Source organism: Dickeya dadantii NCPPB 898, assembly GCF_000406145.1.
GTDB classification, from domain to species: Bacteria; Pseudomonadota; Gammaproteobacteria; order Enterobacterales; family Enterobacteriaceae; genus Dickeya; species Dickeya dadantii.
Genome location: NZ_CM001976.1, coordinates 3,487,762 through 3,513,857 on the forward strand (window position 1 = coordinate 3,487,762; position 26,096 = coordinate 3,513,857).

General features: G+C 57.3%; 27 protein-coding genes. 5 read left to right on the top strand and 22 right to left on the bottom strand.

All coding sequences use genetic code 11. The features are described 5' to 3' along the window. Positions 1–5: 5 nt before the first annotated feature. The 7 genes from DDA898_RS15640 to ndk form a co-directional block, all read right to left on the bottom strand. The gene (locus tag DDA898_RS15640; protein WP_013318949.1) at positions 6–626 is read right to left on the bottom strand and encodes a YfgM family protein; all 621 of its coding nucleotides are present in this window, start codon (positions 624–626) and stop codon (positions 6–8) included. 13 nt (positions 627–639) lie between these two features. Further along, entirely contained in the window at positions 640–1,914 is a 1,275-nt protein-coding gene (gene hisS, locus DDA898_RS15645) for a histidine--tRNA ligase (RefSeq protein WP_038901778.1), read from the bottom strand. 152 nt (positions 1,915–2,066) lie between these two features. Beyond that, positions 2,067–3,188 carry a flavodoxin-dependent (E)-4-hydroxy-3-methylbut-2-enyl-diphosphate synthase gene (gene ispG, locus DDA898_RS15650; RefSeq protein ID WP_038911685.1) on the bottom strand — a complete coding sequence of 374 codons (1,122 nt, stop codon included), beginning with the start codon at positions 3,186–3,188 and terminating at the stop codon, positions 2,067–2,069. Positions 3,189–3,224: 36 nt separating this feature from the next. Next, entirely contained in the window at positions 3,225–4,226 is a 1,002-nt protein-coding gene (gene rodZ / locus DDA898_RS15655; protein WP_038911686.1) for a cytoskeleton protein RodZ, read from the bottom strand. Continuing rightward, positions 4,216–4,971 (bottom strand): type IV pilus biogenesis/stability protein PilW, encoded by a 756-nt coding sequence (gene pilW / locus DDA898_RS15660; protein WP_107768352.1) that lies wholly within the window; start codon positions 4,969–4,971, stop codon positions 4,216–4,218. The genes rodZ and pilW overlap by 11 nt, the downstream gene beginning before the upstream one ends. 200 nt (positions 4,972–5,171) lie before the next feature. Continuing rightward, positions 5,172–6,350 (bottom strand): dual-specificity RNA methyltransferase RlmN, encoded by a 1,179-nt coding sequence (rlmN, locus tag DDA898_RS15665; RefSeq protein ID WP_013318954.1) that lies wholly within the window; start codon positions 6,348–6,350, stop codon positions 5,172–5,174. Positions 6,351–6,522: 172 nt separating this feature from the next. Further along, entirely contained in the window at positions 6,523–6,954 is a 432-nt protein-coding gene (ndk, locus tag DDA898_RS15670) for a nucleoside-diphosphate kinase (protein ID WP_013318955.1), read from the bottom strand. A gap of 483 nt (positions 6,955–7,437) precedes the next feature. On the opposite strand from ndk, the gene sseA reads away from it, so the two are divergent. After that, the gene (gene sseA / locus DDA898_RS15680) at positions 7,438–8,292 is read left to right on the top strand and encodes a 3-mercaptopyruvate sulfurtransferase (RefSeq protein WP_038911687.1); all 855 of its coding nucleotides are present in this window, start codon (positions 7,438–7,440) and stop codon (positions 8,290–8,292) included. Between the two features lie 117 nt (positions 8,293–8,409). On the opposite strand, the gene sseB is transcribed toward sseA, so the two are convergent. The 11 genes from sseB to trmJ all read right to left on the bottom strand — a co-directional run bounded on the left by sseB (position 8,410) and on the right by trmJ (position 17,516). Beyond that, complete coding sequence (sseB, locus tag DDA898_RS15685; RefSeq protein ID WP_236616678.1) at positions 8,410–9,294, bottom strand: enhanced serine sensitivity protein SseB; 885 nt, start codon at positions 9,292–9,294, stop codon at positions 8,410–8,412. 333 nt (positions 9,295–9,627) lie between these two features. Next, entirely contained in the window at positions 9,628–10,923 is a 1,296-nt protein-coding gene (pepB, locus tag DDA898_RS15690) for an aminopeptidase PepB (RefSeq protein ID WP_013318960.1), read from the bottom strand. Positions 10,924–11,021: 98 nt separating this feature from the next. After that, a complete protein-coding gene (gene iscX / locus DDA898_RS15695; RefSeq protein ID WP_013318961.1) occupies positions 11,022–11,222 on the bottom strand; it encodes a Fe-S cluster assembly protein IscX in 201 nt (66 codons plus the stop codon). A gap of 11 nt (positions 11,223–11,233) precedes the next feature. After that, positions 11,234–11,569 (bottom strand): ISC system 2Fe-2S type ferredoxin, encoded by a 336-nt coding sequence (gene fdx / locus DDA898_RS15700; RefSeq protein ID WP_038911688.1) that lies wholly within the window; start codon positions 11,567–11,569, stop codon positions 11,234–11,236. Position 11,570: 1 nt separating this feature from the next. Further along, entirely contained in the window at positions 11,571–13,421 is a 1,851-nt protein-coding gene (gene hscA / locus DDA898_RS15705; RefSeq protein ID WP_038911689.1) for a Fe-S protein assembly chaperone HscA, read from the bottom strand. Positions 13,422–13,500: 79 nt separating this feature from the next. Beyond that, positions 13,501–14,019, bottom strand: coding sequence for a co-chaperone HscB (gene hscB / locus DDA898_RS15710; protein WP_013318964.1), 519 nt, complete (start codon positions 14,017–14,019; stop codon positions 13,501–13,503). Between the two features lie 97 nt (positions 14,020–14,116). After that, positions 14,117–14,440 (bottom strand): iron-sulfur cluster assembly protein IscA, encoded by a 324-nt coding sequence (gene iscA, locus DDA898_RS15715; RefSeq protein ID WP_013318965.1) that lies wholly within the window; start codon positions 14,438–14,440, stop codon positions 14,117–14,119. Positions 14,441–14,467: 27 nt separating this feature from the next. After that, positions 14,468–14,851, bottom strand: a complete 384-nt coding sequence (gene iscU / locus DDA898_RS15720) for a Fe-S cluster assembly scaffold IscU (RefSeq protein WP_013318966.1) — start codon at positions 14,849–14,851, stop codon at positions 14,468–14,470. Positions 14,852–14,875: 24 nt separating this feature from the next. Then, positions 14,876–16,090 carry a cysteine desulfurase gene (gene iscS, locus DDA898_RS15725; RefSeq protein ID WP_038901787.1) on the bottom strand — a complete coding sequence of 405 codons (1,215 nt, stop codon included), beginning with the start codon at positions 16,088–16,090 and terminating at the stop codon, positions 14,876–14,878. 56 nt (positions 16,091–16,146) lie between these two features. Next, positions 16,147–16,641: a Fe-S cluster assembly transcriptional regulator IscR gene (iscR, locus tag DDA898_RS15730; RefSeq protein WP_013318968.1), complete on the bottom strand. Its 495-nt coding sequence runs from the start codon at positions 16,639–16,641 to the stop codon at positions 16,147–16,149. Positions 16,642–16,766: 125 nt separating this feature from the next. Continuing rightward, positions 16,767–17,516, bottom strand: coding sequence for a tRNA (cytosine(32)/uridine(32)-2'-O)-methyltransferase TrmJ (trmJ, locus tag DDA898_RS15735; RefSeq protein ID WP_038911690.1), 750 nt, complete (start codon positions 17,514–17,516; stop codon positions 16,767–16,769). A 126-nt stretch (positions 17,517–17,642) separates the two neighbouring features. Between trmJ and suhB the strand changes: the two genes are divergently transcribed. The 4 genes from suhB (at position 17,643) to DDA898_RS15755 (ending at position 21,608) form a co-directional block, all read left to right on the top strand. Continuing rightward, positions 17,643–18,446 carry an inositol-1-monophosphatase gene (gene suhB / locus DDA898_RS15740; protein ID WP_013318970.1) on the top strand — a complete coding sequence of 268 codons (804 nt, stop codon included), beginning with the start codon at positions 17,643–17,645 and terminating at the stop codon, positions 18,444–18,446. A gap of 163 nt (positions 18,447–18,609) precedes the next feature. Beyond that, positions 18,610–19,734: an ABC transporter substrate-binding protein gene (locus DDA898_RS15745; RefSeq protein WP_033111997.1), complete on the top strand. Its 1,125-nt coding sequence runs from the start codon at positions 18,610–18,612 to the stop codon at positions 19,732–19,734. A gap of 102 nt (positions 19,735–19,836) precedes the next feature. Next, on the top strand, positions 19,837–20,820 hold the full coding sequence (locus DDA898_RS15750; protein ID WP_374070278.1) for a FecCD family ABC transporter permease: 984 nt from the start codon (positions 19,837–19,839) through the stop codon (positions 20,818–20,820). Further along, positions 20,817–21,608 carry an ABC transporter ATP-binding protein gene (locus tag DDA898_RS15755; RefSeq protein WP_013318973.1) on the top strand — a complete coding sequence of 264 codons (792 nt, stop codon included), beginning with the start codon at positions 20,817–20,819 and terminating at the stop codon, positions 21,606–21,608. Before DDA898_RS15750 ends, DDA898_RS15755 begins: the two co-directional genes overlap by 4 nt. A 143-nt stretch (positions 21,609–21,751) precedes the next feature. Here DDA898_RS15755 and DDA898_RS15760 read toward each other — a convergent pair whose 3' ends face one another. The 4 genes from DDA898_RS15760 to DDA898_RS15775 form a co-directional block, all read right to left on the bottom strand. Beyond that, on the bottom strand, positions 21,752–22,873 hold the full coding sequence (locus DDA898_RS15760) for an ABC transporter substrate-binding protein (RefSeq protein ID WP_013318974.1): 1,122 nt from the start codon (positions 22,871–22,873) through the stop codon (positions 21,752–21,754). A gap of 208 nt (positions 22,874–23,081) precedes the next feature. Next, entirely contained in the window at positions 23,082–24,122 is a 1,041-nt protein-coding gene (locus tag DDA898_RS15765) for a nickel/cobalt transporter (protein ID WP_038911691.1), read from the bottom strand. Beyond that, positions 24,113–24,775 (bottom strand): DUF1007 family protein, encoded by a 663-nt coding sequence (locus DDA898_RS15770; protein WP_038911692.1) that lies wholly within the window; start codon positions 24,773–24,775, stop codon positions 24,113–24,115. The genes DDA898_RS15765 and DDA898_RS15770 overlap by 10 nt, the downstream gene beginning before the upstream one ends. Positions 24,776–24,868: 93 nt before the next feature. Then, the gene (locus DDA898_RS15775) at positions 24,869–26,017 is read right to left on the bottom strand and encodes a 3-phenylpropionate MFS transporter (protein WP_038911693.1); all 1,149 of its coding nucleotides are present in this window, start codon (positions 26,015–26,017) and stop codon (positions 24,869–24,871) included. Positions 26,018–26,096: the final 79 nt, after the last annotated feature.

The window sequence follows — 26,096 nt, forward strand, 5'->3', positions numbered from 1 at the left end:
CCCTCTTAGCTGGGCAGATTGTTCAATTTGATACGCAACAGGGATTGCAGCCCCTGAGAAGGTTTCGCCGCCATGCCTTTGTTATAGGCATCACGCGCGCCCTGATTGTCGCCTTTGCTCGCCAGCACGTCGCCGCGAACATCCGCTACCATCGCCGTCCAGCCTTCCAGCTTGATGGCATCGAGCGTTTTCAACGCCTCATCCGGCTTCTTCTGCTGCAACAGTACGCGAGCCAGACGCAGGTTAATCAGTGCCTGCAAATCGCCATCTTTACTCTGGCTCAATGCCTGACGGAGCTGCTGCTCGGCTTTAGCGATGTCATTTTTTTCAACGAACTGGTGCGCCAGCGCCAGTGAAGCCAGCGCGCCGTAATTGCCATGATCGCCGGTGACAAATTTTTCAGCGCCGGCAACGCCTTCCGGCGTACCGGCAGACAGAGATTCGGTCACTTGCTGATAGGCAGCGGAAGCCGCCATCGCGTTGCTTTCCTGATGGTTTTGCCAGAAACGCCAGCCGACCAGGGCGCCAATACCCAGCACCACGCCGATAGCCAACGCTTTGCCATTCTCGATAAAGAAGCGGCGAATCGCCTCAACCTGTTCGTTTTCAGTGCTATAGACTTCCACGCTGCCTTTCTCCTTAATTCAGTAACGCCGCGAGACGCGCCGCCACATCCGCCTGAGCCAGGGTTTCCTGCTCGCCGCTGGTCAGGTTTTTTACCACCACCTGACCTGCCGCCACTTCGGTTTCACCCAGCACCAGCGCAACCCGCGCCCCGCTCTTGTCCGCGCGGGCAAACTGTTTCTTGAAATTACCGCCGCCGTAGTTGGTCATCAGCTTCAACTGCGGCAGCGCGTCGCGCACTTTTTCCGCCAGTTGAATCGCCGCATGCTGTGTGCCGGCGCCGGATGAAATCAGGTACGCGTCTACGCCAGGCTGCGCCGCGAACGCCGGATTGACGGTCTGCACCAGCAGCACCAGACGTTCCAGCCCCATGGCAAAACCCACCGCCGGCGTACTGGAGCCGCCAAGCTGCTCGACCATGCCGTCATAACGACCGCCGCCACACACCGTCCCCTGAGAACCCAGACTGCTGGTCACCCATTCGAAAACGGTACGGTTGTAATAGTCCAACCCGCGAACCAGCCGCGGATTGACCTTATATGGGATGCCGGACTGGGTTAAAAGTTCACACAATTCATCGAAATGCGCGCGCGAGTCGTCATCCAGATAATCGGTCAGCACCGGCGCGTTATCCAGCAACGCCTGTACCTGGGCATTCTTGGAGTCGAGCACACGCAGCGGATTGGTATACATGCGGCGCAGGCAGTCTTCATCCAGCTGATCTTTATGTTCTTCCAGGAAAGCAATCAGCGCTTCGCGGTAGCGAGCGCGGGCGTCCAACGAACCGATCGAGTTCAATTCCAGACTGACATGCTGATCGATGCCCAGCACACGCCACCAGCGGGCAGTCATCAGGATCATTTCTGCATCCACATCCGGCCCTTTCAGGCCAAACACTTCGCAACCCAACTGATGGAACTGGCGATAACGCCCTTTTTGCGGGCGTTCGTGGCGGAACATCGGGCCGATATACCACAGACGCTGTTCCTGATTGTACAGAATGCCGTGCTCGATCCCGGCGCGGACACACCCTGCCGTACCTTCGGGACGCAACGTCAGGCTGTCGCCGTTGCGATCCTCAAAAGTGTACATTTCCTTTTCAACCACATCGGTGACTTCGCCAATCGCACGTTTGAACAGCGAGGTTTGCTCGACGATAGGCATACGGATTTCGCTATAACCGTACCCGCGGAGTACCTGTTTCAGGCTGTCTTCAATACGCTGCCACAGTGCCGTTTCGGCTGGCAGGTAGTCGTTCATGCCACGGATGGCTTGAATATTCTTTGCCACGTCAGTTCTCTATGCGTTTTCAGCAATTAATGCGCTTTTAAAAAATAGACCCGATTATAGGAGCAACGACGCAATGTCTTCAATGTCGCTGCCGCTATCATCGGGCGCTTCAATTCAGGAATTCGGGCCGGATCGCATTCGGACAGGCCGGATCACTTATCCACCAGATTGACGGCGATACGCTGTGTTTCATCCAGCATCGACGCCTTGGCGCGGATCCTGGCCTCCAGTTGGTCGATCATATCATCGTTGTCAAAGCGCTCTTTCTGACGGACACCATCTTCGTAAAAACCGCTCTTCTTGTTGCCGCCGGTCACGCCCAGTGTCGATACCAGCGCCTCGCCCGGACCGTTAACCACGCAACCGATGATCGACACATCCATCGGCGTGATAATGTCTTCCAGCCGCTGTTCCAGCGCGTTCACCGTGCCGATCACATCGAATTCCTGACGGGAGCAGGTCGGGCAGGCGATGAAGTTAATGCCGCGAGAACGAATACGCAGTGACTTGAGAATGTCGAAACCGACCTTGACCTCTTCCACCGGATCGGCTGCCAGCGACACACGCAGCGTATCGCCGATGCCTTCGGAAAGCAGCAATCCCAGGCCGATGGCGGATTTCACCGCGCCGCTGCGCGCGCCGCCCGCTTCGGTGATCCCCAGATGCAACGGTTGATCGATACGAGACGCCAGCAAGCGATAGGACTGCACCGCCAGGAACACGTCCGACGCTTTGACGCTGACCTTGAACGTGTGGAAATTGAGACGATCGAGAATATCCACATGACGCATGGCGGATTCCAGCAACGCTTCCGGCGTCGGTTCGCCGTACTTTTCCTGCAGATCCTTTTCCAGCGAACCGGCGTTAACGCCAATGCGGATCGGAATATTTTTGTCGCGCGCACAGTCCACCACCGACCGGATACGCTCTTCGCTACCGATGTTGCCGGGGTTGATGCGCAGGCAATCGACCCCGTATTCCGCCACTTTCAGCGCGATGCGGTAGTCAAAATGGATATCCGCCACCAGCGGCACATCCACCTGCTGTTTAATCAGACGAAATGCTTCGGCGGCATCCATGGTCGGCACCGAGACGCGCACGATGTCCACGCCAACCCGTTCCAGCGACTTGATCTGCCTAACCGTGGCATCGACATCCGTGGTGCGGGTATTGGTCATCGACTGCACGGCAATCGGCGCGCCATCACCGACAGGCACCTTGCCGACGTAAATCCGGGTTGATTTGCGGCGGTTGATGGGTGCAGGACTATGCATGACTTCTTCTCCACAATTGCCAGTGCGACGGCACGATTACTGAGCCGTCAGCGTAATACGAGCCACCTGATGGCTTTTGACAAACCGGCTCAAATCCACCGGCTTGCCCTGAAACTCAACCTGCACCGCGCCCGGCGCGCCGATTTTTAACCGGTACGGCGCCTGGCCGGTCAGATTCAGCACATTGCCGTTACGCTGTACGCCGCTGAATAATTTCTTGCCGGCGGCATCAACCACTTCCAGCCAGCAATCCGCCGTAAAGCGCATCACGATAGCCCCCGGCGCACCGGAAGCATCAGCCGCGGCCGCAGCGCTGGCAGGCGCGGTGGCCGACTGATTCAGCAACGGCTGTTCGGAAACCTGTGCCTGAGGCGCCGCGCTGGCGGCGGCAGGCGCGTTAGCCGTCGGGGCGACCGACGTAGAACCAGCAGGCTGCGACGGCACGGCGGCAGGCGAATTAAGTTCGATAGGCTGCCCGTTGCCGGACGGCGCGCCCGCAGCGCTTTCATCGTTATCCACCGGTTCCGGATCGCTATTCGCATCGACGGCCTGTCCGTCTTTAGGGCTCTGGGAAGCGTTAGCGTGGTCCACCATCGAATTGATTTCCCGCTGCTGCGCCTGGTGGTTCTGCCACCACCAGGCCACCGTCAGGCCCAATACGCCGAGCAGAATCAACCAGGTGAACAGCATCAACCAGCCATCACGCTTCTTGCGGCTTTTTCCCAACGCCAGACTCTGCATCGGCGCCACATTGGAGACACGACTCGGCACGACCTGTTTTTCCAGCATCGGCAGCAATTCGTCTTCAGGAAGGTGAACCAGTCGGGCATAAGAGCGGATATAACCGCGCAGGAAGGTAGGGGCAAGGCCAGCGGGCGTATTGTTGTCTTCTAGTTCGCGAACGGTCGACACTTTCAGGCACAACCGTTCTGCAACAACCTGTTGCGTCAGTCCCAACCGCTCGCGCGCTTCGCGCAAACGCTCGCCAGGGGTCATTATCGTTGCTGCAGTATTATCTTGAGTGGCTTCAGTATTCATTAGCTAAGAACTGCTGGTACTGTTTGGATTGTGGAAAACTTCGCGCCAGCAATCCGCCATAACGTGTTACCTCGTCATGATGCCCCGCCAGCGCGGCGAAACGAATCTGTAGCCACAGACTTTCGGCGCTTGCCGTCATCAATGGCTGGTAAATATTCAGGAGCAATCGCGCCTGATCATAGCGTCCGGCAGCAAAGCGGCTGTTCGCTTCCGCCAGAAGCCGGTTTCCTCTGGCGGGATCGTATCTCAGCGCACGGCTGAGCCACTGACTCGCCTCATCCGGCCGACCGGCGTTGAGGAAGCAATATCCCGCGTTCTCAAGTGCATCGGCAACCTGATGGTAATCAGGGAGTTGCGCAGCAGCGGCGAACTGCCGTTGCGCCGCTACATACTGCCCTAAACCACAGAGAAACGCACCGTAATTATTCATTATGCCGCCGTTGGCGGGTGCCTGCCGCAGCAGGCGACGATAACGTGTCTCAGCAGCCTGATTCTCGCCGATGCGCTGCTCGTACAGCGCCATTCCCAACTGGGTCCGGTAATCATCCGGCGCGAGCTGCTCCGCTTTTTGCAGATTGTCGCGCGCGGCGTCAAGATTATTACGGGCCAGATACTCCAGCCCCAGTTGCAACCGCGTCTGCGCCGCCGCGGGACTCACCTGCTTCGATGGCGTTTGCGCACACCCGGCCAGCAGTCCCATGCCTGCGGCCAGCGCCACGGCTTTACCCAGTAACATCCGTTTCATCCCTGATACTCCTCTTGCGAGCCATCCTGGCTCGTCGAATCCGTGACATGTTACCGCAATCTAACGCCTGTGACAGCCCACCGCCGATGGCGGCCTGCCTTGTACGGTGGCAGGTCATCAATGACCACACCGTATGATAAGCCCCGAAAACGCATTTATCACCTGCTTTCCTGAGAAAGCAGGTTGATTTGACATCATTTTCAGACGGTTTTTACCGCAATCGTGTCGCGTTGCATCTTTTTCTTCAACGTACGCTTGGTGCGATCCACCACTTCTCCCGCCAACTGACCGCAGGCGGCATCGATATCATCGCCGCGGGTTTTACGCACGATGGTGGTGAAACCGTACTCCATCAGCACCTTGGAAAAGCGATCGACCCGGCTGTTGGAACTGCGGCCGTAAGGTGCGCCGGGGAACGGGTTCCACGGAATCAGGTTGATCTTGCACGGCGTGTCTTTCAGACACTCGGCCAGTTGATGGGCATGCTCGGTACCGTCGTTGATGTGATCCAGCATCACGTATTCCACGGTCACACGCCCTTGATTGGCGTTGGATTTCTCCAGATAGCGACGCACGGCGGACAGGAAGGTTTCGATATCATACTTCTTGTTGATTGGCATGATTTCGTTACGAATTTCATCGGTCGGCGCATGCAGGGAAATCGCCAGCGCCACGTCGATCATGTCGCCGAGTTTATCCAGCGCCGGCACCACACCGGAAGTCGACAGCGTAACGCGGCGTTTGGACAGGCCGAAACCAAAATCATCCAGCATAATTTCCATCGCCGGCACCACATTGGTCAGGTTCAGCAGCGGTTCGCCCATCCCCATCATCACCACGTTGGTAATCGGGCGCTGACCAGTCACTTTGGCGGCGCCGATAATTTTCGCCGCGCGCCATACCTGCCCGATAATTTCGGATACGCGCAGGTTGCGGTTGAAGCCCTGCTGCGCCGTAGAACAGAATTTGCACTCCAGCGCGCAACCAACCTGTGAGGAGACGCAAAGCGTGGCGCGGTCTTCTTCCGGAATGTACACCGTTTCTACCCGCTGACCGTCAACCAGAATCGCCCACTTGATGGTGCCATCGGAAGAGCGTTGTTCGTCTACTACCTCGGGCGCCCGAATTTCCGCGATCGCCTGCAGCTTGCCGCGCAGCACCTTATTAATGTCGGTCATCTGGTTAAAATCATCACAGCAGTAATGATACATCCATTTCATGACCTGATCGGCGCGGAACGGTTTTTCACCGAGTTCGGCGAAAAAAGCGCGCATTTGCTGACGGTTGAAATCCAGCAGGTTGATTTTTTCATTGCTGTTGGCGGCAACGGCGATAGCGTCAGACATAGCGACGACGGGAGATACGGTTTGCTCAGACATAAATTGACTCATGGCCTCGTTGTTACACGTTATGGCGCGAAAGGGAAACGAATAATAAAGAAACGCCCCGGATGAGCACGTGCTCATCCGGGGCGCGGCATTGTACAAATTTTATAACACCCGCGCTACCTCAGCCGCATTTTTTACCGGGGCAGGCAGTGTTGCGCCGAAATTAGCGGGTACGCGGGAAAACTTCGTCCGCGCTGAAGAAATAAGCGATTTCACGCTCGGCAGATTCCACGGAATCAGAACCGTGCACCGCGTTTGCGGTAAAGCTGTCGGCGTAATCCGCACGCAACGTACCAGCCAGTGCGTTGGCCGGGTTGGTGGCGCCCATGATATCGCGGTTACGCTGCACCGCGTTTTCAGCCTGCAGTACCTGAACCATGATCGGGCCAGACGTCATGAAATCCACCAGACCGTCAAAGAACGGTTTGCCCTGGTGCTCGGCGTAGAAACCTTCCGCCTGCTCACGGCTCAGGTGCAGCATTTTGGAAGCGATAATGGTGAAACCCGCGCTTTCGAAACGGGCATAAATCGCGCCGATTGCGTTTTTGGCAACTGCGTTCGGTTTGATAATAGAGAAGGTACGTTCTACCGTCATATTGGCCTCATCCAACAACATTATTCAGTAACAGCCGGTTATACCCTAAATAATTCGAGTTGCAGGAAGGCGGCGACGCAGCGAATCCCTGGGAGCTTACATAAGTAAGTGACCGGGGTGAGCGACAAATCGGCTCTCGCCGATTTGAACGCTGCTTGCAGCGGCCCGTATAGGGCGAGGCCCATTGATGGGCCGAGTAAGAAAGCCAACGCATCTGCAACCTGAAGTATGACGGGTATAGATAAAATTATAATACCAGCCAGTGCAAAGTGGCGCAGATTATAGAGGTACCGCCACGACTTTCCCATCGGGAAAATAACATTTTCGTAAAAAAAATTTATCCTGATTACCCCTACGTATATAACAGGATTGATCCGGACAGCACGCCAACGTCAGGCGTGTTGCCCAAAGCCAGAAAATTCCAGACAATGCAATATCTTGTCTCATTCTGGGCCGAAGAATCGGCTCACACGGGGAGGTTTTATGTCCACATCCGCCGCCGGACTGTTTGTTAGCGCGTCCTGGCTGAACGCCCATCGCCACGATGCAGATATCGCCCTGATTGACGCCCGCATGTTGCCGCCGGGCAACGATACACGCGATATCGCCGCCGAATACCAGGCGGCGCATCTACCGGGCGCCGTATTTTTCGATATCGAATCCCTTTCCGACCATCAGACTCCACTGCCGCACATGATGCCGGACATCGACGCTTTCGCCGACGCGCTGGGTAAACTGGGGCTGAACGAACAGCAGCATCTGGTAATTTACGACGAAGGCAACCTATTTTCCGCACCACGCGCCTGGTGGATGCTGCGGCTGACGGGCGCTTCGCGCATTTCGATTCTGAGTGGCGGGCTGGTGGGCTGGAAACAGCAGGGGCTGCCGCTGGAACAAGGCGACGTCTCGCCGACCGCCCAGGTGTTCCACGCCCGGCCGCCTGCCGTCGGCGCGATTCGTTCGCTGGATGACGTGCTGGCCCTGTGCCGCACCGGCGACGAGCAGATTGTTGATGCCCGCCCCGCGCCCCGTTTTCTCGGCGAGGTGGACGAACCGCGGCCGGGGCTGCGTCGTGGCCACATTCCGGGGAGTTTCAACGTTCCGTGGAGTGTTCTGGTTGAAGGCGGCGCACTGAAACCGGCGGACGAACTGGCCGCTATCTTTCATCAGGCCGGCGTCGACATTCAACGCCCGATTGTCGCCAGTTGCGGCTCCGGCGTGACGGCATCGGTGGTGATGCTGGCGCTGTTTGTGCTCAATGCGCCGCAGGTCTCGCTTTACGACGGTTCGTGGAGCGAATGGGGCGCCCGCGACGATGTGCCTGTCGTCACCGGGTGAGCCGACAACAATCGCCATCTCATCAGGAGGTGGTTTACGTCTGACAATAAAAAACGGCACAAGGCCAATCCGCCTGCGCCGTTTTTTTATTCGTTTCGCTCTGCCTTTAACCGCGCGCTATGCCTGGCCGCTATGCTTGAACTCGCGTAGGAAACTGCCCCATTTCCGCTCGTAAAACGGCGTGGTATGGCGAATCAGGAAGTGGCTGATGCCGGGCTGATCATTGCTCACCAGGCAGAGATCGATCGGGCGGTCATCCGGCTGGGTATCGGTCGCCACCGATCCGGCCGCCTGAATCAACGCATCCAGATCGTCGCCGTCGGCATCCAGACCGATCAGCAGGTGCGGCTGATCTTCATCCGGTTCCTGAATCTGCGCCAGAAACGCCCGTTTTACGTTACGGTGCTTGCTGAACAGTTGAGTCAGAGAATCGATCATCTGCGCCGGCATCTCAGCCGGAATACCGATTTTCAGTTCGGTGCCGCCATCAAGAATGTGCTGTTGCACCAGACTGCTGCCCTCGCTGGACAACAGGTGTTCGATCTCCTGCGGCAGAAACTCTTTGCCATACGGCAGTTTCGGATTCAGAAACAGCGTCGCGCCACGGGTGATATCAAACAGCGTTCTGACCGGCAGCGCCAGAAACGCTTGCTCATCGGTCACCGCCAGTTGCAGTGCCTCCAGCGAGGAGAAAAACGGAACGGCGGAATGACCATCCGGTTTTTCCCAGTGCTGTAACTGCAGCCCACTGCCTGCCTGCAAGCTACTTTCTCCAAACGCGTCGTCTTCTTCGCTGTGGCCCAGCACGTAAACCGTAGCTTCCAACAGTTCGCTGAAAAACTCGGGCCGGTGCGCCGGTTCCGATGCGGCCAGCTTTAACAACTCTTCCAGCCTGAACGGGGGGGGAAAACTCCATAACGTTTCGTCTCCGTTTACCTTTAATGCGGTAAACAAACACACATCGACGACACGCTTACTGATATCAATACCAACGTAATACATAATGATGTCCCCCTTTCACTGAAGCCATCACGCCCGTTCCGCTTGTACATTCAGAGTCAGTGCTCTGGGTAACCGTTCAATGTTAATGCTGGCGTGAAAGGTGAAACAGAGGGCTTAAACTCAACCGCAAGGTTTATAGCCCTGGCTCTCCTTCGAAGCTCACTCTGTTTCATGTCGTGATAGCTAATCAACGACATGAGCAAGATACAAGCCTCTCCTTGTCGTGCGTGCGATGAAATAACAAAGAAACTACGCCGTTTATCCCGCACGAAACCATTCACTGATCAGACAAACATCATTGTTCATAAGACAACGCGGCTGTTTGTCAACAGCTTAACCCGCTTTATTCAGCAGGAAATCGGCCAGCGTGCGCACGCCCAGACCGGTTGCGCCGGCAGACCACTGTTCCACCGCCGATTTGCGGTAAGTAGCGGAGCAGTCGATATGCAGCCAGCCTTGCTGGTAGTTTTTCACAAAGTGAGACAGGAACGCCGCCGCCGTGCTGGCGCCTGCGGTGTGCGCTGCACCGGCCACGTTGTTCAACTCGGCGAAGTTGGACGGCAAATGCTGGCGATGGAATTCCTCCAGCGGCAGGCGCCAGAACGGTTCGCCTTCGCGACGGGCGCTGTCCATCAGCGAATCGATCATCGCGTCGTCAAAGCTGAACAGCGCGTGATAATCATTGCCCAGCGCGGTTTTGGCGGCGCCGGTCAGGGTCGCGCAGTCGACAATCCACTGCGGGTTCTGTTCACACGCGTCAATCAGGCCGTCAGCCAGCACCAAACGCCCTTCGGCATCGGTATTCATCACTTCGACGGTTTTGCCGTTGCGATAGCGAATGATATCGCCCAGACGGAACGCGTTGCCGCTCACCATGTTATCAGCGCAGCACAAGTACAGTTTCACGCGCTGCTGCAAGCCGCGAGCCGCCGCCAGCGCCAGCGCGCCGGTCACCGTCGCCGCGCCGCCCATATCGGACTTCATGGAATCCATGAAGCTGCTGCCTTTCAGGCTGTAGCCGCCGGTATCAAAGGTGATGCCTTTGCCGACCAGACAGGCCAGCACCGGCGCGTCCGCCTTACCGGTCGGGTTATAATCCAGCGCCAGCAATACCGGCGAACGTTCGGAACCGCGCCCCACCGTGTGCAGGCCGGCGTAGTTCTGCTCACGCAGATCCTCGCCTTTGGTAATGCGATAAGAAATCGCCTCGCCCGCCACGCTACACAGCAGATCGATAGCACGGGTCGCCAGTTGTTCCGGCCCCAGATCTTCCGCCGGCAGGTTGATGGTGTCGCGTACCCAGTCAACGATCTTCAGACGACGCTCCAGCTCTTGCTGCTGCGCGTCCGCCAGCGTGGCCCATTCCACCGTGCGTTTGCCCTTCGGACCGCGGTATCCCTGCCAGAACGCCCAGCTGCTTTCCAGATTCCAGCCTTCGCCGGCCAGTTTGACCTGTTTAATGCCCTGCCCGTCGATTTTGCGGGCCGCACGCTGGATGATGGTCAGCGGTTTGTCGCCGGACAGATGAATGGTAAATCCCTGCTCATTGGCGGTTAACGAGGCTTTCTCACCCCAGCGGGCGTCCGCTGGCTGATGGGAAAGGGTAATCAGCATCGCTTCAGTTGTCATACAGCTACTCCAGGTTGGGCATGGTTATCTCAGCCCACTATCGCCATGATAAAAAAGAGAAAACGGGCCACCTCAAGGCAGCCCGTTGACCAGTTCGGTTATTCGGCTTCGTCCAGCCACACCAGCAGGATCGCTTCCAGGATTTTCTCGTTGGAGGCTTCCGGTTCGTCGTCAAACTCATCCAGTTCGCAAATCCAGCGGTGCAAATCGGTAAAACGCACGGTTTTCGGATCGACATCAGGATAGAGGTCGTACAGCGCTTCGCCGATTTCACGGCTATCGGTCCACTTCAGTCCCATAAATTACTCCGTCAGTGTTCGCGTGCGTGATTAATGGTATAGCGCGGAATTTCCACCACCAGATCTTCATCGGCAACGCGCGCCTGGCAACCCAGACGGCTTTCCGGTTCCAGACCCCAGGCTTTATCCAGCATGTCGTCTTCGTCTTCGGTGCTTTCCGTCAACGAATCAAATCCTTCACGGACGATGCAGTGACAGGTGGTGCAGGCACAGGATTTTTCGCAAGCGTGCTCAATTTCAATGCCATTGCGCAACGCTACGTTCAGAATAGTTTCACCACTGCTCGCTTCCAGAACTGCCCCTTCCGGACACAAGTCCTGATGCGGCAGAAAAACAATCTTGGGCATGTTATACCTCGTCCACGGAATGCCCGGCCAGCGCGCGGCGGATAGATTCATCCATCCGGCGGGCAGCGAATTCCTGGGTTTGTTGATCTACTGTTTTAATCGCGGCCTCAATGGCTGAGGCGTCGTTTTCCTGCGCGGCCTGTTGTAGTTGAAGGCAGGCGACGTCAATCGCGGCTCGCTCTTCGTCGTTCAGCAAAGCGGCATCCGTCGCCAGCGCGCTGTTGAGGCTTTCCAGCACTCGCGCCGCCTCCACGCGCTGCTCGGCCAGCATACGCGCACCGACGTCGCTCTGCGCGTTCTGCATGGAGTCGGTAATCATGGCGGCGATCTCGTCGTCGCTCAGACCGTAGGACGGCTTCACCTGAATGGAGGCCTCCACCCCGGTGGATTTCTCCATCGCGGTCACGCTCAGCAGCCCGTCGGCGTCCACCTGGAAGGTCACCCGGATATGCGCGCCGCCGGCAGGCATCGGCGGGATGCCGCGCAGCGTGAAACGCCCCAGCGAACGGCAATCCTGCACCAGCTCGCGCTCGCCCTGCAACACATGGATCATCATCGCGGTCTGGCCGTCCTTGAAGGTGGTGAATTCCTGTGCGCGCGCCACCGGAATGGTGGTATTGCGCGGAATCACTTTCTCGACCAGCCCGCCCATGGTTTCCAGCCCCAGCGACAGCGGAATCACGTCCAGCAGCAGCATTTCGCTGTCGGGCTTATTACCGACCAGAATATCAGCCTGAATCGCGGCGCCGATAGCCACCACTTTATCCGGGTCGATAGAGGTCAGCGGCGTGCGACCGAAAAATTCGCCTACCTGCTCACGCACCAGCGGCACGCGGGTGGAACCGCCGACCATCACCACCTCTTTCACCTCATCCGCGTCAACATCCGCGTCTTTCAGCGTGCGACGGCAGGACAACAGCGTGCGTTTCACCAGCGGCGCAATCAGTGCGTTGAACTGTTCACGGGTGATCTCACCCTGCCAGCCCGCCACCGATACCGGCACGGTTTGCGCATCACTCAGGGCAATCTTGGTCTGTACGGCGGTATTGAGCAGCACCTGCTGCAATTGATGATCGTCACGGGATGTGATCCCGGCCTGCTCGCGAATCCACTCGACCAGCAGATGATCGAAATCATCGCCGCCCAGCGCGGAATCGCCGCCGGTGGCCAGCACTTCAAACACGCCGCGGCTAAGACGCAGAATAGAGATATCGAAGGTGCCGCCGCCCAGATCGTACACGGCGATCACGCCTTCCTGGCCGGAGTCCAGCCCGTAGGCAATCGCCGCCGCGGTAGGTTCGTTTAGCAAACGCAGCACATGCAGACCGGCCAGCCGAGCCGCGTCTTTGGTGCCCTGACGCTGGGCGTCGTCAAAATAGGCCGGCACGGTGATCACCACCCCGTCAGGCAGCCCGTTCAGCGCCTCTTCGGCACGCCGGGTCAGCGCCGTCAGGATATCGGCCGACACCTGGATCGGGTTGCGCGGACCAGCAGCGGTCTGCAGCACCGGCAGGCCGTTTTCACTGGCTTCAAACCGATAAGGCAAATGGGGATAACGCTGGCGAATATCGGAGAGCGAGCGTCCCATCAGTCGCTTGACGGAACTGACGGTGTTTACCGGGTCGGCCGCCGCCTGCTGGCGCGCGTCCCAGCCAACGGTCAGCCCGTCGGCATGGTAGTGGACGACCGACGGCAAAAGATCGCGTCCGTCATGATCGGGCAGGGTTTGCGTCTCGCCGCTGCGGACGGTGGCGACCAGGGAATGGGTGGTCCCCAGATCAATCCCGACGGCCAGACGACGCTGATGCGGCGCCGCACTCAGCCCCGGCTCACTGATTTGTAATAAGGCCATATTGAGCTTCCATCAATTGGCGGGCGGGCGACCGATGCGGCCATACGACCAACGGCGGTCCCGCCGGATTGAATGTGACTTATCGTTCCAGCAATTGTTCTTCGAGTTGTTCAACCTGCTGCCGGAGCCGATCAAAAAAGCGCAGTTTACGTACCGTATCCGCCGCATCCGGCCAGGATTCCTCATCCAGCTCGCGCTGCATCCGCTCGCTGCGCTGGCGGGTCATCCCTTTCAGGCGCTGTGCGAATGCCGCCAACGCGGTTTCCGCGTCCGGACGACGTTCAATCTCGTCCAGCTCTTCGCGCAGTTCCATCTGCTCCATCAGGAATGCGGTGTCATGAAGCGTATGCTGCTCGTTGCTTAAATCAAAACCGTGCAAAGATAACATATACTCCGCGCGTTTCAGCGGATGTTTCAGCGTCTGATAGGCATTATTGATGGTCGCAGCCTGTTGTAACGCCATCATGCGTTCACGTTCCGGGCTGGCGGCGAAGCGGTCGGGATGAAACTGGCGCTGCAGTTCCTGAAACCGGGAAGCAAGCAGGCTGCCATCCACGTTATAGCGAATCGGCAGCCCGAATAAAGTAAAGTAATCCATAGTGTGCTCTGAGTTCGCAGACAATCAATGCGCGCCCGCCGCTTTACATGCCGGAGCACACAAAGCGGCGGGAGTCGGTCAACAGGCCGACCGGCGGTCAGACATTAAAGCTTTCGCCGCAACCGCACTCGCTGGAAACGTTAGGGTTATTGAATTTAAAGCCTTCGTTCAGCCCTTCCTTGACGAAATCCAGTTCGGTGCCATCAAGGTAGACCAGGCTTTTGCCATCAATAATGACCTTCACGCCCTTGTCTTCAAACACCACATCATCGGTGTTCAGTTCATCAACAAATTCCAGCACATACGCCATACCGGAACAACCGGATGTTCTCACACCCAGACGCAGGCCAACGCCTTTGCCACGATTGACCATAAAGGCATTAACGCGTTGCGCAGCGCTGTCGCTCAGGGAAATCGACATAAGCAAAACCTCTAATTCATCTGCCCGTTATTTGTCGCGTTTGCTCTTGTAATCGGCGATGGCGGCCTTGATGGCGTCTTCAGCCAAAATCGAGCAGTGGATTTTCACCGGCGGCAGTTCCAGTTCTTCGGCGATCTGGGTGTTTTTAATGGACTCGGCTTCGTTCAGACTCTTGCCTTTCACCCATTCGGTCACCAGCGAGCTGGAGGCGATAGCGGAACCGCAACCGTAGGTTTTAAAGCGGGCATCTTCGATGATTCCCTGCTCGTTGACCTTGATCTGCAGCTTCATGACGTCGCCGCAGGCCGGTGCACCTACCATACCGCTGCCGATGCTCGGATCCGACGAATCAAACGAGCCGACGTTGCGCGGATTTTCATAGTGATCAATTACTTTTTCGCTGTAAGCCATAATATGCGTCCTGATTCCTGCGAATTAATGATGCGCCCATTCGATGCTGCCGATATCCACGCCCTGCTTGAACATTTCCCACAGCGGGGACAAGTCGCGCAGGCGGCCGATGGATTTGCGAACCAGATCGATGGTGTAGTCAATTTCTTCTTCGGTGGTGAAACGACCCAGTGAGAAACGGATGGAACTGTGCGCCAGTTCATCGTTCATCCCCAGCGCGCGCAGCACATAGGAAGGTTCCAGGCTGGCGGAAGTACAGGCCGAACCGGAAGACACCGCCAGATCCTTCAACGCCATGATCAGCGATTCGCCTTCCACGTAGTTGAAGCTGACGTTCAGGATATTCGGCGCGCCCTGCTCCAGGTCGCCGTTTAGGTACACTTCCTCGATATCGTTGATACCGTTCCACAGGCGATCGCGCAGGCTACGCAGACGAGCCGCTTCCTGCGCCATTTCTTCTTTGGCGATGCGGTAGGCTTCACCCATGCCCACGATCTGATGCACCGGCAGGGTGCCGGAACGCATGCCGCGCTCGTGGCCGCCGCCGTGCATCTGCGCTTCGATGCGCACACGCGGCTTGCGACGCACATACAGCGCGCCAATCCCTTTCGGGCCGTAAATTTTGTGGCCGGAGAAGGACATCAGGTCAACTTTCAGCTGGCTGAGGTCAATCGGCAGTTTGCCCACGCTCTGGGTCGCGTCGACATGGAAAATGATGCCGCGGCTACGGCACATTTCGCCGATAGTGGCGATATCCTGCACCACGCCGATTTCGTTGTTCACATGCATAATAGACACCACGATGGTGTCATCGCGCATGGCGGCTTCCAGCTCTTTCAGATCGATGATGCCGTTACGCTGCGGCGCCAGGTAAGTCACTTCAAACCCTTCGCGCTCCAGCTGGCGGCAAGTATCCAGCACGGCTTTGTGTTCCGTCTTGCTGGTGATGATGTGCTTGCCTTTCTTCTGGTAGAAGTTCGCCGCGCCTTTGATAGCCAGGTTGTCGGACTCGGTGGCGCCGGAAGTAAAAACGATCTCGCGCGGATCCGCGCCGACCAGTTCGGCAATCTGGTTACGGGCGATATCCACCGCCTCTTCCGCCTGCCAACCAAAGCGGTGGGAGCGGGAGGCGGGGTTGCCGAACGTGCCGTCCAGGGTCAGAAACTGCATCATTTTTTCAGCCACGCGCGGGTCGACCGGCGTCGTGGCGGAATAATCCAGATAAATCGGTAACTTCATTGCTCTTAAACTCCGTACATCACTTCAAAACGTTCAAGGCGTTTTGTTATTTTTTTTCAGGCACGCAAGTTGACGTTAATGGTTTCTTGTATGCGCCCGTTGGCGGTACGACGCACGTCAGCATCCTGACGATCCGCGACGTCCAGAATCTCTTTGTTATTAACCAGTTCATCCAGGGTGATGTTGTTGAGGAACTCGCTGATGCGGTCGCTCAGATCGCGCCACAGCGTATGGGTCAGACAGCGATCGCCGCCCTGACACCCTTCTTTCCCCTGGCAGCGGGTAGCGTCCACGGACTCATCCACGGCGGAGATAACCGAACCGACAGCGATTTCGGCGGCATCTTTACCCAACAAATAGCCGCCGCCCGGACCACGCACGCTGGCAACCAACCCATGCTTGCGCAGGCGAGAAAACAGCTGTTCCAGATAAGAAAGCGAAATCCCCTGACGTTCGGAAATGTCAGCCAGCGGAACCGGGCCTTCCTTTGAATGCAGCGCTACATCGAGCATGGCGGTAACGGCGTAGCGGCCTTTAGATGTCAGTCTCATGTTAATGGTATCCGTAAGATAAACATGTATTATTAAGACAAGTATTATGAGTCAAGCATACATAGCACTGTCATGAGTCTGACATTCCCGAGTGTTTCAGTCAACTATTTAACCGAGTAAATAACTCAACTATTGTCCTGTGGCTTGTCTGTCGACGAGGCGGTCTTGGTGATGGCGCTCAGGATACCGCGCAAGATATTGAGTTCCTGATTTTCTGGACGGGCGCGGGTAAACAACCGGCGCAACTTGTTCATCACCTGGCCCTGATGCGGCTGGCGAATGAAACCGGTGTGCAGCAACGTCTCTTCCAGATGCTGATAAAAACGTTCCAGATCGTCCACCAGCGGGTACGGACTCTCCTCATGCGCCGGCTCGCCCCGCTGCTGACGATCCAGCCAGGCGACGCGAACTTCATAAGACAGGATCTGTACCGCCATCGCCAGATTGAGCGAGCTGTACTCCGGATTGGCGGGGATCGCTACATGAAAGTGACATTTCTGTAGTTCCTCATTCGTCAGTCCCACGCGCTCGCGGCCGAACACAAGCGCCACCGGCGCGTGCTGCGCTTCCTGAACACTGCGCACGCCGCACTCGCGCGGCTCCAGCATCGGCCAGGGCAAGGTACGGGAACGAGCGCTGGTACCCACGACCAGACCACAGCCCTCCAGCGCCTGATCGAGAGAATCAACGATGGTGGCGTTGCCAATGACATCACTGGCGCCGGCAGATAACGAAATGGCCTGCGAATCGGGTTTGACCAGCGGATTGACCAGCCAGAGATTGGTCAACCCCATGGTTTTCATCGCCCTGGCCGTTGACCCCATATTGCCGGTGTGTGAAGTTTCCACCAGCACAATGCGTATATTCTGTAACATGCGGACTCTGTCATATGAAACGAAAACCGGCGTATGTTAACACAAACTTCTCTGTTTTCTCTTTCTCCCGCTATCTGCTATACTCCGCGCCGTTTTCTGTTCTTTAACATTCTTGTGGACGATACCATGCATCCGATGCTTAACATCGCCGTGCGCGCAGCGCGCAAAGGCGGCAACTTGATAGCTAAAAACTATGAAACGCCTGACGCCGTCGAGGCTAGTCAGAAAGGCAGTAATGATTTTGTCACCAACGTTGACCGCGATGCAGAACGCCTGATTATCGAGGTAATCCGCAAAGCCTACCCGCAGCACACCATTATTGGTGAAGAATGTGGCGAGCTGGTTGGCGAAGATCAGGACGTACAATGGATTATCGATCCCCTGGATGGCACCACCAATTTCATCAAACGTCTCCCCCATTTTGCCGTTTCCATCGCCGTTCGCGTTAAAGGCCGCACCGAAGTGGCCGTGGTCTACGATCCGATGCGTAACGAGCTGTTCACCGCCACCCGCGGTCAGGGCACCCAGTTAAACGGTTATCGTCTGCGCGGCAGCAACGCCCGCGATCTGGACGGCACCATTCTCGCGACCGGTTTCCCGTTCAAGCACAAACAGCACAGCGCCAGCTACCTGCGCGTGCTGGAAGCGCTGTTCGGTCAGTGCGCCGACTTCCGCCGTACCGGCTCCGCCGCGCTCGACCTGGCCTATGTGGCGGCCGGTCGCGTGGACGGATTCTTTGAGATCGGCCTGAAACCGTGGGACTTCGCCGGCGGCGAACTGCTGGTGCGTGAAGCCGGCGGCATCATTACCGACTTCACCGGCGGTCACAACTACCTCACTTCCGGCAACATCGTCGCCGGTAATCCGCGTGTGGTGAAATCTCTGCTGTCGACTATCCGCGATCAACTGAGCGACGCACTCAAGCGCTAATCCTTCCTGTGGGCATGTCGTCAGACGTGCCCTTGTTGTTATTTTTCTTTACAACTCGCCCCTGTTGAGTAAAAGTTTAAGCTTATATGATAATAATTATTAAACTCATTCATTTATTTCGGGGATGACCCCCGTCAAGCAGTGGTTAATCACAGGAAAAATCATGCTAAAAAAATCATGGCGCCCTATTTTACTCGCTACTACACTCACAACCGCCTTCGCCAGCTTCGCCACCCAGTATCCCCTCACCATTACTGATATCGACGGACAAAGCGTTACCATCAAACAGGAGCCGCAGCGCATTGTGCTACAGGATGGCCGCGATATCATGGCCATGGCGCTGCTGGACCGCGATAACCCGTTTGGCCGACTGGTCGCCTGGAACAATTTGCCGAAAAAACAGGACACCGCCACCTGGGACCTGCTGAAAGGCAAATGGCCGCAGTCTGAAAGCATTCTGGACATGGGTTTCAGCGACAAGGGTGAAGTGGAACTGGAAAGTATTCTGGCCAAAAAACCGGACCTGATGATCGCCCAGTTGCGCGCCAAACCGGCGCTGATGGAAAATGGCGTGATCGGCAAACTGAACGCACTGCACATCCCGCTGGTGTTTGTGGATTATGAAATTGAACCGGCCAAAAATACCGCGCCCAGCGTCGACCTGCTCGGCAAGGTGCTGAACCGCGAAGAAAACGCCAAAGCGTATACCGACTTTTACCGCCAGCACTTTGACAGCATTCAGAAAGTGACTGCAAGCATCGCCACCAAGCCCAACGTGTTTATTGAGCCTATCGCCGGCAACACCGACGCCTGCTGCTTTACCCATTCCCATAGCGGCTGGGGTGGCCTGCTGGAAGCCATCGGCGCGAAGAACATCGGTTCTGGATTGTTGCCGGGCGCGTCCGGCTTTGTTTCACTGGAAAAAGTAATCAGCGAAAAACCTGATACCTACATCATGACCGGCTCCAAACGCGGCAACGGCACCAGCAAGATTCTGCCGTTCGGATATGGCGCCGGCGACAGCGATATTCAGGACAAAGCCAAAGCGCTGCTGAGCCGCACCGGCGTCGACCAGATTCCCGCCATTAAGGCCGGTCAGGTTTACGGGGTATACCATCACTTCTATAACCACCCGTACAATATCGTCGGCATGGAATATCTGGCCAAAGCGGTGTATCCGAAACAGTTCAGCACGCTGAACCCGGACGATACCTATCACTATATTGTTCGCCATTTCACCACCCTGCCTGACAACAACTTTGTGTTTGCCCGCAAACTGGCCGAGTAATCCATGAGTGTAACCACCGAATCCCCTATCAGCCGTGTCAGCACGGCTGAAAACAGCGCGCTGATCCATTATCGGCATATCATCCGCCATCGGCTGGCGGTGATGGCGGTACTGGTCGTCGCGATTGTCGCCTCTTTGTTGCTGGACTTTGTGCTCGGTCCTTCCGGCCTGCCGTTGGATGTGCTGTGGCAGACGCTGACCGATCCGGCCAACGCGGACGCCGGTAGCCGCGTCATCGTCTGGGACATCCGCCTGCCGTATGCGCTGATGGCGGTAGTAGTCGGTCTGGCGCTGGGGCTGGCGGGCGCAGAGATGCAAACCATCCTGAACAACCCGCTGGCCAGCCCGTTCACGCTGGGCGTGTCCTCCGCGGCGGCATTCGGCGCGGCGCTGGCGATCGTACTGGGGGTCGGTATTCCGGGCGTTCCGGCGCAGTGGTTTATTTCAGCCAACGCCTTCCTGTTCGCGCTGCTGGCGGCGTTGCTGCTCGACGGCATTACCCGCTGGACCAAGGTAGCGACATCCGGCGTGGTGTTGTTCGGGATCGCGCTGGTGTTCACTTTTAACGCGCTGGTATCCATCCTGCAGTTCATCGCCAACGAAGATACCCTGCAAGGGCTGGTGTTCTGGACCATGGGCAGCCTGGCGCGTTCATCCTGGGAAAAGCTCGGCATTCTGCTGCTGGTACTGGCTATCGTGATGCCGTTGTCCATGATGAGTTCATGGAAGCTGACCGCATTGCGTTTGGGTGAAGATCGCGCCATCAGCTTCGGCATCAACGTGCGCCGTCTGCGTCTGGCCACGCTGTTGCGCATCAGCTTCCTGTCGGCGCTGTCGGTGGCGTTCGTCGGGCCGATTGGCTTCATCGGTCTGGTGGCGCCGCATATCGCCCGCATGATTTTCGGCGAGGATCACCGCTTCTATCTGCCGGCCAGCGCCTTGACCGGCGCGCTGGTGTTGTCGCTGGCGTCCGTGGTGTCCAAGAACCTGCTGCCGGGCGTCATCATTCCGGTCGGGATTGTCACCTCGCTGGTGGGAGTTCCTTTCTTCCTCAGCATCATTCTGCGTAACCGGGGGAACGTATGAGTCACAACGGACTGGCGATTTCCCATTTTTCAGCGGGTTACCCCAAACGGACCGTCATTAACGATCTGTCGGTCCCGCTGTTGCCGCGCGGTAAGATCACCGTGCTGCTGGGGCCTAATGGCAGCGGCAAATCGACGCTGCTGCGTGCGCTGGCCGGGCTGGGACAGGCGCAGGGCGACATGCTGCTGGATGACGTTAATGTAATGCAGTTGCCGTTCGCTAAACGGGCGGAAAAAGTGGTGTATCTGCCGCAATCGTTGCCTGCCGGCGTGCATCTGCACGTGCTGGAATCGATCATCGTCGCCCAGCGCGCGTCCGGTGGGCTGCATCACAGCAGCAACGAAGACGAAGTGCTGACGCTGCTCAGACAGCTGGGCATTTCACATCTGGCGATGAGCTATCTGGACCAGCTTTCCGGCGGTCAGAAACAGCTGGTCGGGTTGGCGCAGTCGCTTATCCGTCAGCCTTCGCTGCTGTTGCTGGATGAACCGCTTAGCGCGCTCGACCTCAACTACCAGTTCCACGTGATGGATCTGGTACGTCAGGAAACCCGCAAGCGCAATATCGTGACGGTAGTGGTGGTGCATGACATCAATATCGCGCTGCGTCATGGCGACCACGTACTGATGCTCAAAGACGGCAAGCTGATCGCCGATGGCGAACCGGCCGAGGTGATCAGTGAAGAGAGTCTGGCGCAGGTGTACGGCGTTCGCGGCCGTATCGAACGCTGCTCTCGCGGTATTCCGCAGGTGATGATTGACGGGCTGGTTGCCGAACCGACGCTGTAAATCAGGCTTACCACGCCACACGTAAAAAACGCCCCGCTCATGCAGATGAACGGGGCGTTTTTTTATTCACATTCGGTTATTCACGTTTGCTTATTGGCGCGCTGTTGCAATCAGCCGCCCGATAAAGGCGGCCTCACGGCTTGTCAGGATTTCGCCGGCAGCGTCACCCAATATCCCGGCTGGTACGGCAGCGGCAGGAATTTCTCATGGAAGGTACGGAAGGTGGCATCCGGATCGATATCCTTGAACAAGTCCGGGTGCAACCACTTCGCCATCACCTGAATCGCCACAAACTGATACGGGCTGTCATAGAACTGATGCCAGATAGCATGAGCCTTGCCGTTGGTGGCGACCGGCAGCGTTTTAAATGCGGAGCGTTCCATCAGCTTCTGCAAGCGTTGCAGCGCCTGTTGCTGGTCGGCCCCCGGCCCCACCCCAACCCAGCCGTTGGCGGTGTTGTAGTTCTTCCAGTTGGCGCCGGTAACAATCACTACGTCCGGGCGCGCGCTGATGATCTGCTCCGGGTTCAGGGTGCCGAAAGTGCCGGGGATAATCCCCTTAGCGATGTTGATGCCGCCTGCGGCTTCCACCATTTTCCCAAAGTTTTCATTGCCGAATGACATGCAGCACTCTTCGTCATAGCCGCCGGCACGGTCGAGCATCACCTTCGGACGCGGCCCCTGATAGTTCTTCAGGCGTTCGGTCACGATATCAATCTGTTGACGACGGAACTGAACGATCTCTTCGGCGCGTGCCGGTTTGCCCAGCAGTTGGCCCATGATGCGAATGCTTTTCTCGGCGTTTTCAAACGGCTTTTCACGGAAGTCGATAAACACCACTGGAATGCCCAGACCGCTGAGCTTTTCAATCAGCTTGGCCTCATCGGTAGCCGCTTTCGCTTCCAGATTCATCAGCACCAGATCCGGCTTCAGGTTCACCGCCTGCTCAACGTTGAAGGTGCCGTCTTTAGCGCCGCCGAAGGTCGGCAATTGTTTAATCTGCGGATATTTATGTTCATAAGCCAGATAGCCGTCATAGTCGGCTTTCGGCAAGTCGTCGCGCCAGCCGACCACACGCTGGAACGGCGCGTCGGTGTCAAAGGCCGCCAGCAGATAAATCTGCCGTCCTTCACCCAGGATCACCCGCTTAACTTCAGACTTGATCTCAACTTTTCTGCCGCTAACGTCTTCCACCACAATGGGTGCAGCCCTGACTGCCGAAACCAGCCCCAACGCCATGCCAACGGCACACAACCACTTTTTCATTCTGTTATTCCCTGCCCGTTTTACGGATAATGAGAGTCATTATCATTCAATGTAAATAATAAAGTTACGGTTACATTCGGGCAATCTTTTTTACATGAAAAAACAGGATATTTATCAATACGTGATGGTGATCGAAGGGCGCAAACTCGGCCTTCCTGGGTTAACGGATCGGGTCAACGAAACGGGCTGAATTTACCGTGGGGCGCACTCACCCCAGCAATGGACGAATCCCGCCCATGACATCCGGTTGCGTAGTGAGATAAAGCACAATGCCGGCGAAGGTCAGCGCCATGCCGCCCACCAGCGACAAGGCTGACCAGACAAGCGGTTGCCAGCGTGGAGAGGAAAAGGCGCCGGCACGGCTCAAACGTTCCAGTTGGCGACGACAGAACAGCACCACCACGCCCAGCAGCGAGACGGTCAGCGCCGTCCCCAGCGCCATGGTCAGGGCAGCAATCACGCCCCAGACAAACACGTCCAGCACTTTGGCGAACAGCAACACCAGTATTGCACCGGAACACGGGCGCAACCCCATCGCCAGCACCACCATCAGGCGGGTACGCCAGCCATCGCTGTGGTTGAGCGCCTCTGCCGCCGGCACGTGCTGATGACCGCAACCACAGTGTTCGTCGTGTTGGTGGCGTACGGCAGGCGCCAGTCGGATGCCGGACGCGGACGCATCAAGCGGCGTAAACGAGCGGATGCGCGGTTTGGCGCGGGAAAACAGCAACGCCCGCAGGCGTCTGAATGCGCGCAGGCACAGCCAGCCGCCGAGCCCCGTGACCAGCACAAAGCTGCTTTTCTCCATCCAGAAACTGCCGATGTGCAAAGCCCGGCTGGAAAGCTGCAACACCGCCAGCACCAAGGTCACCAGTACGATCGCCACCGTCCCTTGCAACAAAGCGGAGGCAAAGGTCAGTTGCAAACTACTTTTCAGCCGCGACGGGTGGGTCGCCAGATAGGTGGCGATCACCACTTTGCCATGACCGGGGCCAACCGCATGCAGCACGCCATACACCAGACTGAACATCACCAGCGTCCAACCGGCCTGATGGGGTTGCGCCCGCACCTGCTCCATCAAATCCGACATCTGCTGATGCAGCGACCGCTGCCATTCAATGCTTTGCATCAGAATCGACGGCCACCAGACCAGTGCCTGCCATGCGGCTACGCCCATCAGCAGTAAAAACAGCGCCAGCGGCCACCAGCGCAGATAGTTTCGGGTCACATGCGAACGATTTACCGGCATTGCAACGTGACCTGTTGAGCAAACTGTTTTCCCAGTTCCACGTCTTTGGACGGTTTGGCTTTTTTATCCAGCGACAGCGCATAGGACTGGAGTGACGCATCCGGTTTGGGCGTCATGAGCGTGGTTTTACAACGCGCGGCCAGCGCAGCGGTAATCTGAATCGCGTTATCATCCTTATAGGACATATCCACGAAATAGGTGGGATCATAGGTGGAAATCAGTAACGGCGCGCCCGTCAGCGCTTGCGGGTGAGCCAGCGGCAACACAAACTCCAGCACCGCTTTGTTGCCCGCGCGGGAGAGGTGGTATTCCGTTGGCAACGGCTGGTATTTCACCGGCTTGCCATCCCGATAAATATCCGTGAAGTAATGCTGCCCCAACACATTCGCCATCACCTCGGCGGCCAGCTTTTTCCACACCTCCGAGTCCTTGGCGGCGTTGCCGGCGTCGTACAGCAAATCGGCGGAAGTAATGGGATCCATAGTCCAGTTCATGCGCAGTCCGGTTATCTGATCGTCTTTCCCTTCCACGGTGGTTTTCATATCGATAAAACTGTGAGGATGGGCCAGAGCCGGGCCGGATACCGCCACCATGGTTAACAGCAGGCAGCTTACCCAACGGAATGAAAAGCCTAAATTGTTATAATGTAACATTTTCTATCCTGACCGTTTTCGCCTGTCACCGTTTTTACCTATCACCGTTTTTACCTATCACTGTTTTTACCTATCACTGACATGCCGTCTTACTCAGCGCGAGCGAGCACTCACCTGCGGGCGCAGCATGAACGCCGGTAGCACCAGCAATGCCATAACCCAGAAGGTTCCGCCCTGAAGGTACTCAAACAGAAAACCGGACACCACCGTCATCACGGCGACCGCGCCCCCGGTGCCCAGCGCCGAATACGCCGCCTGCAGGCGCAGCACGTCCGCATCGTGGCGCGAGGAGATAAACCGCATGGCGGCCAGATGACAAACCGTAAAGGTGCCGCAATGTAAAATCTGCATCACAATCAACCACGGCAGTGACACCGTCGCCCCCATCAGGCTCCAGCGCACCACACCGCACAGCGCGGACAGCATCAGCAACCCGGACGCGCTCCAATGCCCGAACAGACGCTTGCTCAGCGCAAAAACGACGATTTCCGCCACCACGCCCAGCGACCACAGGTAGCCGATAACCGCAGCGGAATAGCCCGCCTGCTGCCAGTAAATCACACTAAAGCCGTAGTAGGCGGCATGAGCCCCCTGCAACAAAGACACGCTCAGCAGAAAACGCCAGACCGCCGGATCGCGCAGCAAAATAAACCACGGCGTGGCGGCCGTCTGCGTCTGATGACGTTTGACTGAGGCGGGCATCACGTGCGGCCGCAACGCCATGCCCAGCAGCATCGATAACAGCCCTGCCGCCAGCGTCGCCAGAATCGCCTGATGCCCCCAGACCGCTACCAGTTGTCCGGTAACAGCGGAGCCAATCACAAACGCCACCGAGCCCCACACCCGCACCCGGCCGTAATCCAGAGGAATCTGTTTTTGCCAGGTCGCCGCCAGCGCATCGGTAAGCGGAATCAATGGCGCGAAGAACAGGTTGAAGCCGATCATCACCAGCATTAGCCATAACCAGGCGCTGCCCAGCCAGAACCCGATGAATGTCAGCACCGACAGCAATGCCAATACTCTCAGTACAGTAATCAGCCGGGCGGGATCTTTCACCAGCGGAGTAATGAACAGGCTGCCGACAAACCGCGCCACCAACCCGGCACCGAGCAGAATGCCGATCGCCTCGGCGGATAGCCCTTCGCCTTTTAGCCAGCCGCCCCAGAAAGGCAAAAAAATGCCATAGCTGAAGAAATAGGTGAAATAGCCGAGCGCCAGCCAGTACGTTGATTGCAGAACCATGTCATCTCCCCTCTACGGTCGGTTACTCTGGCAGAGAGCCGGAATAGACGCAACGGGAAGCAGAAAACAAACGCCAGCC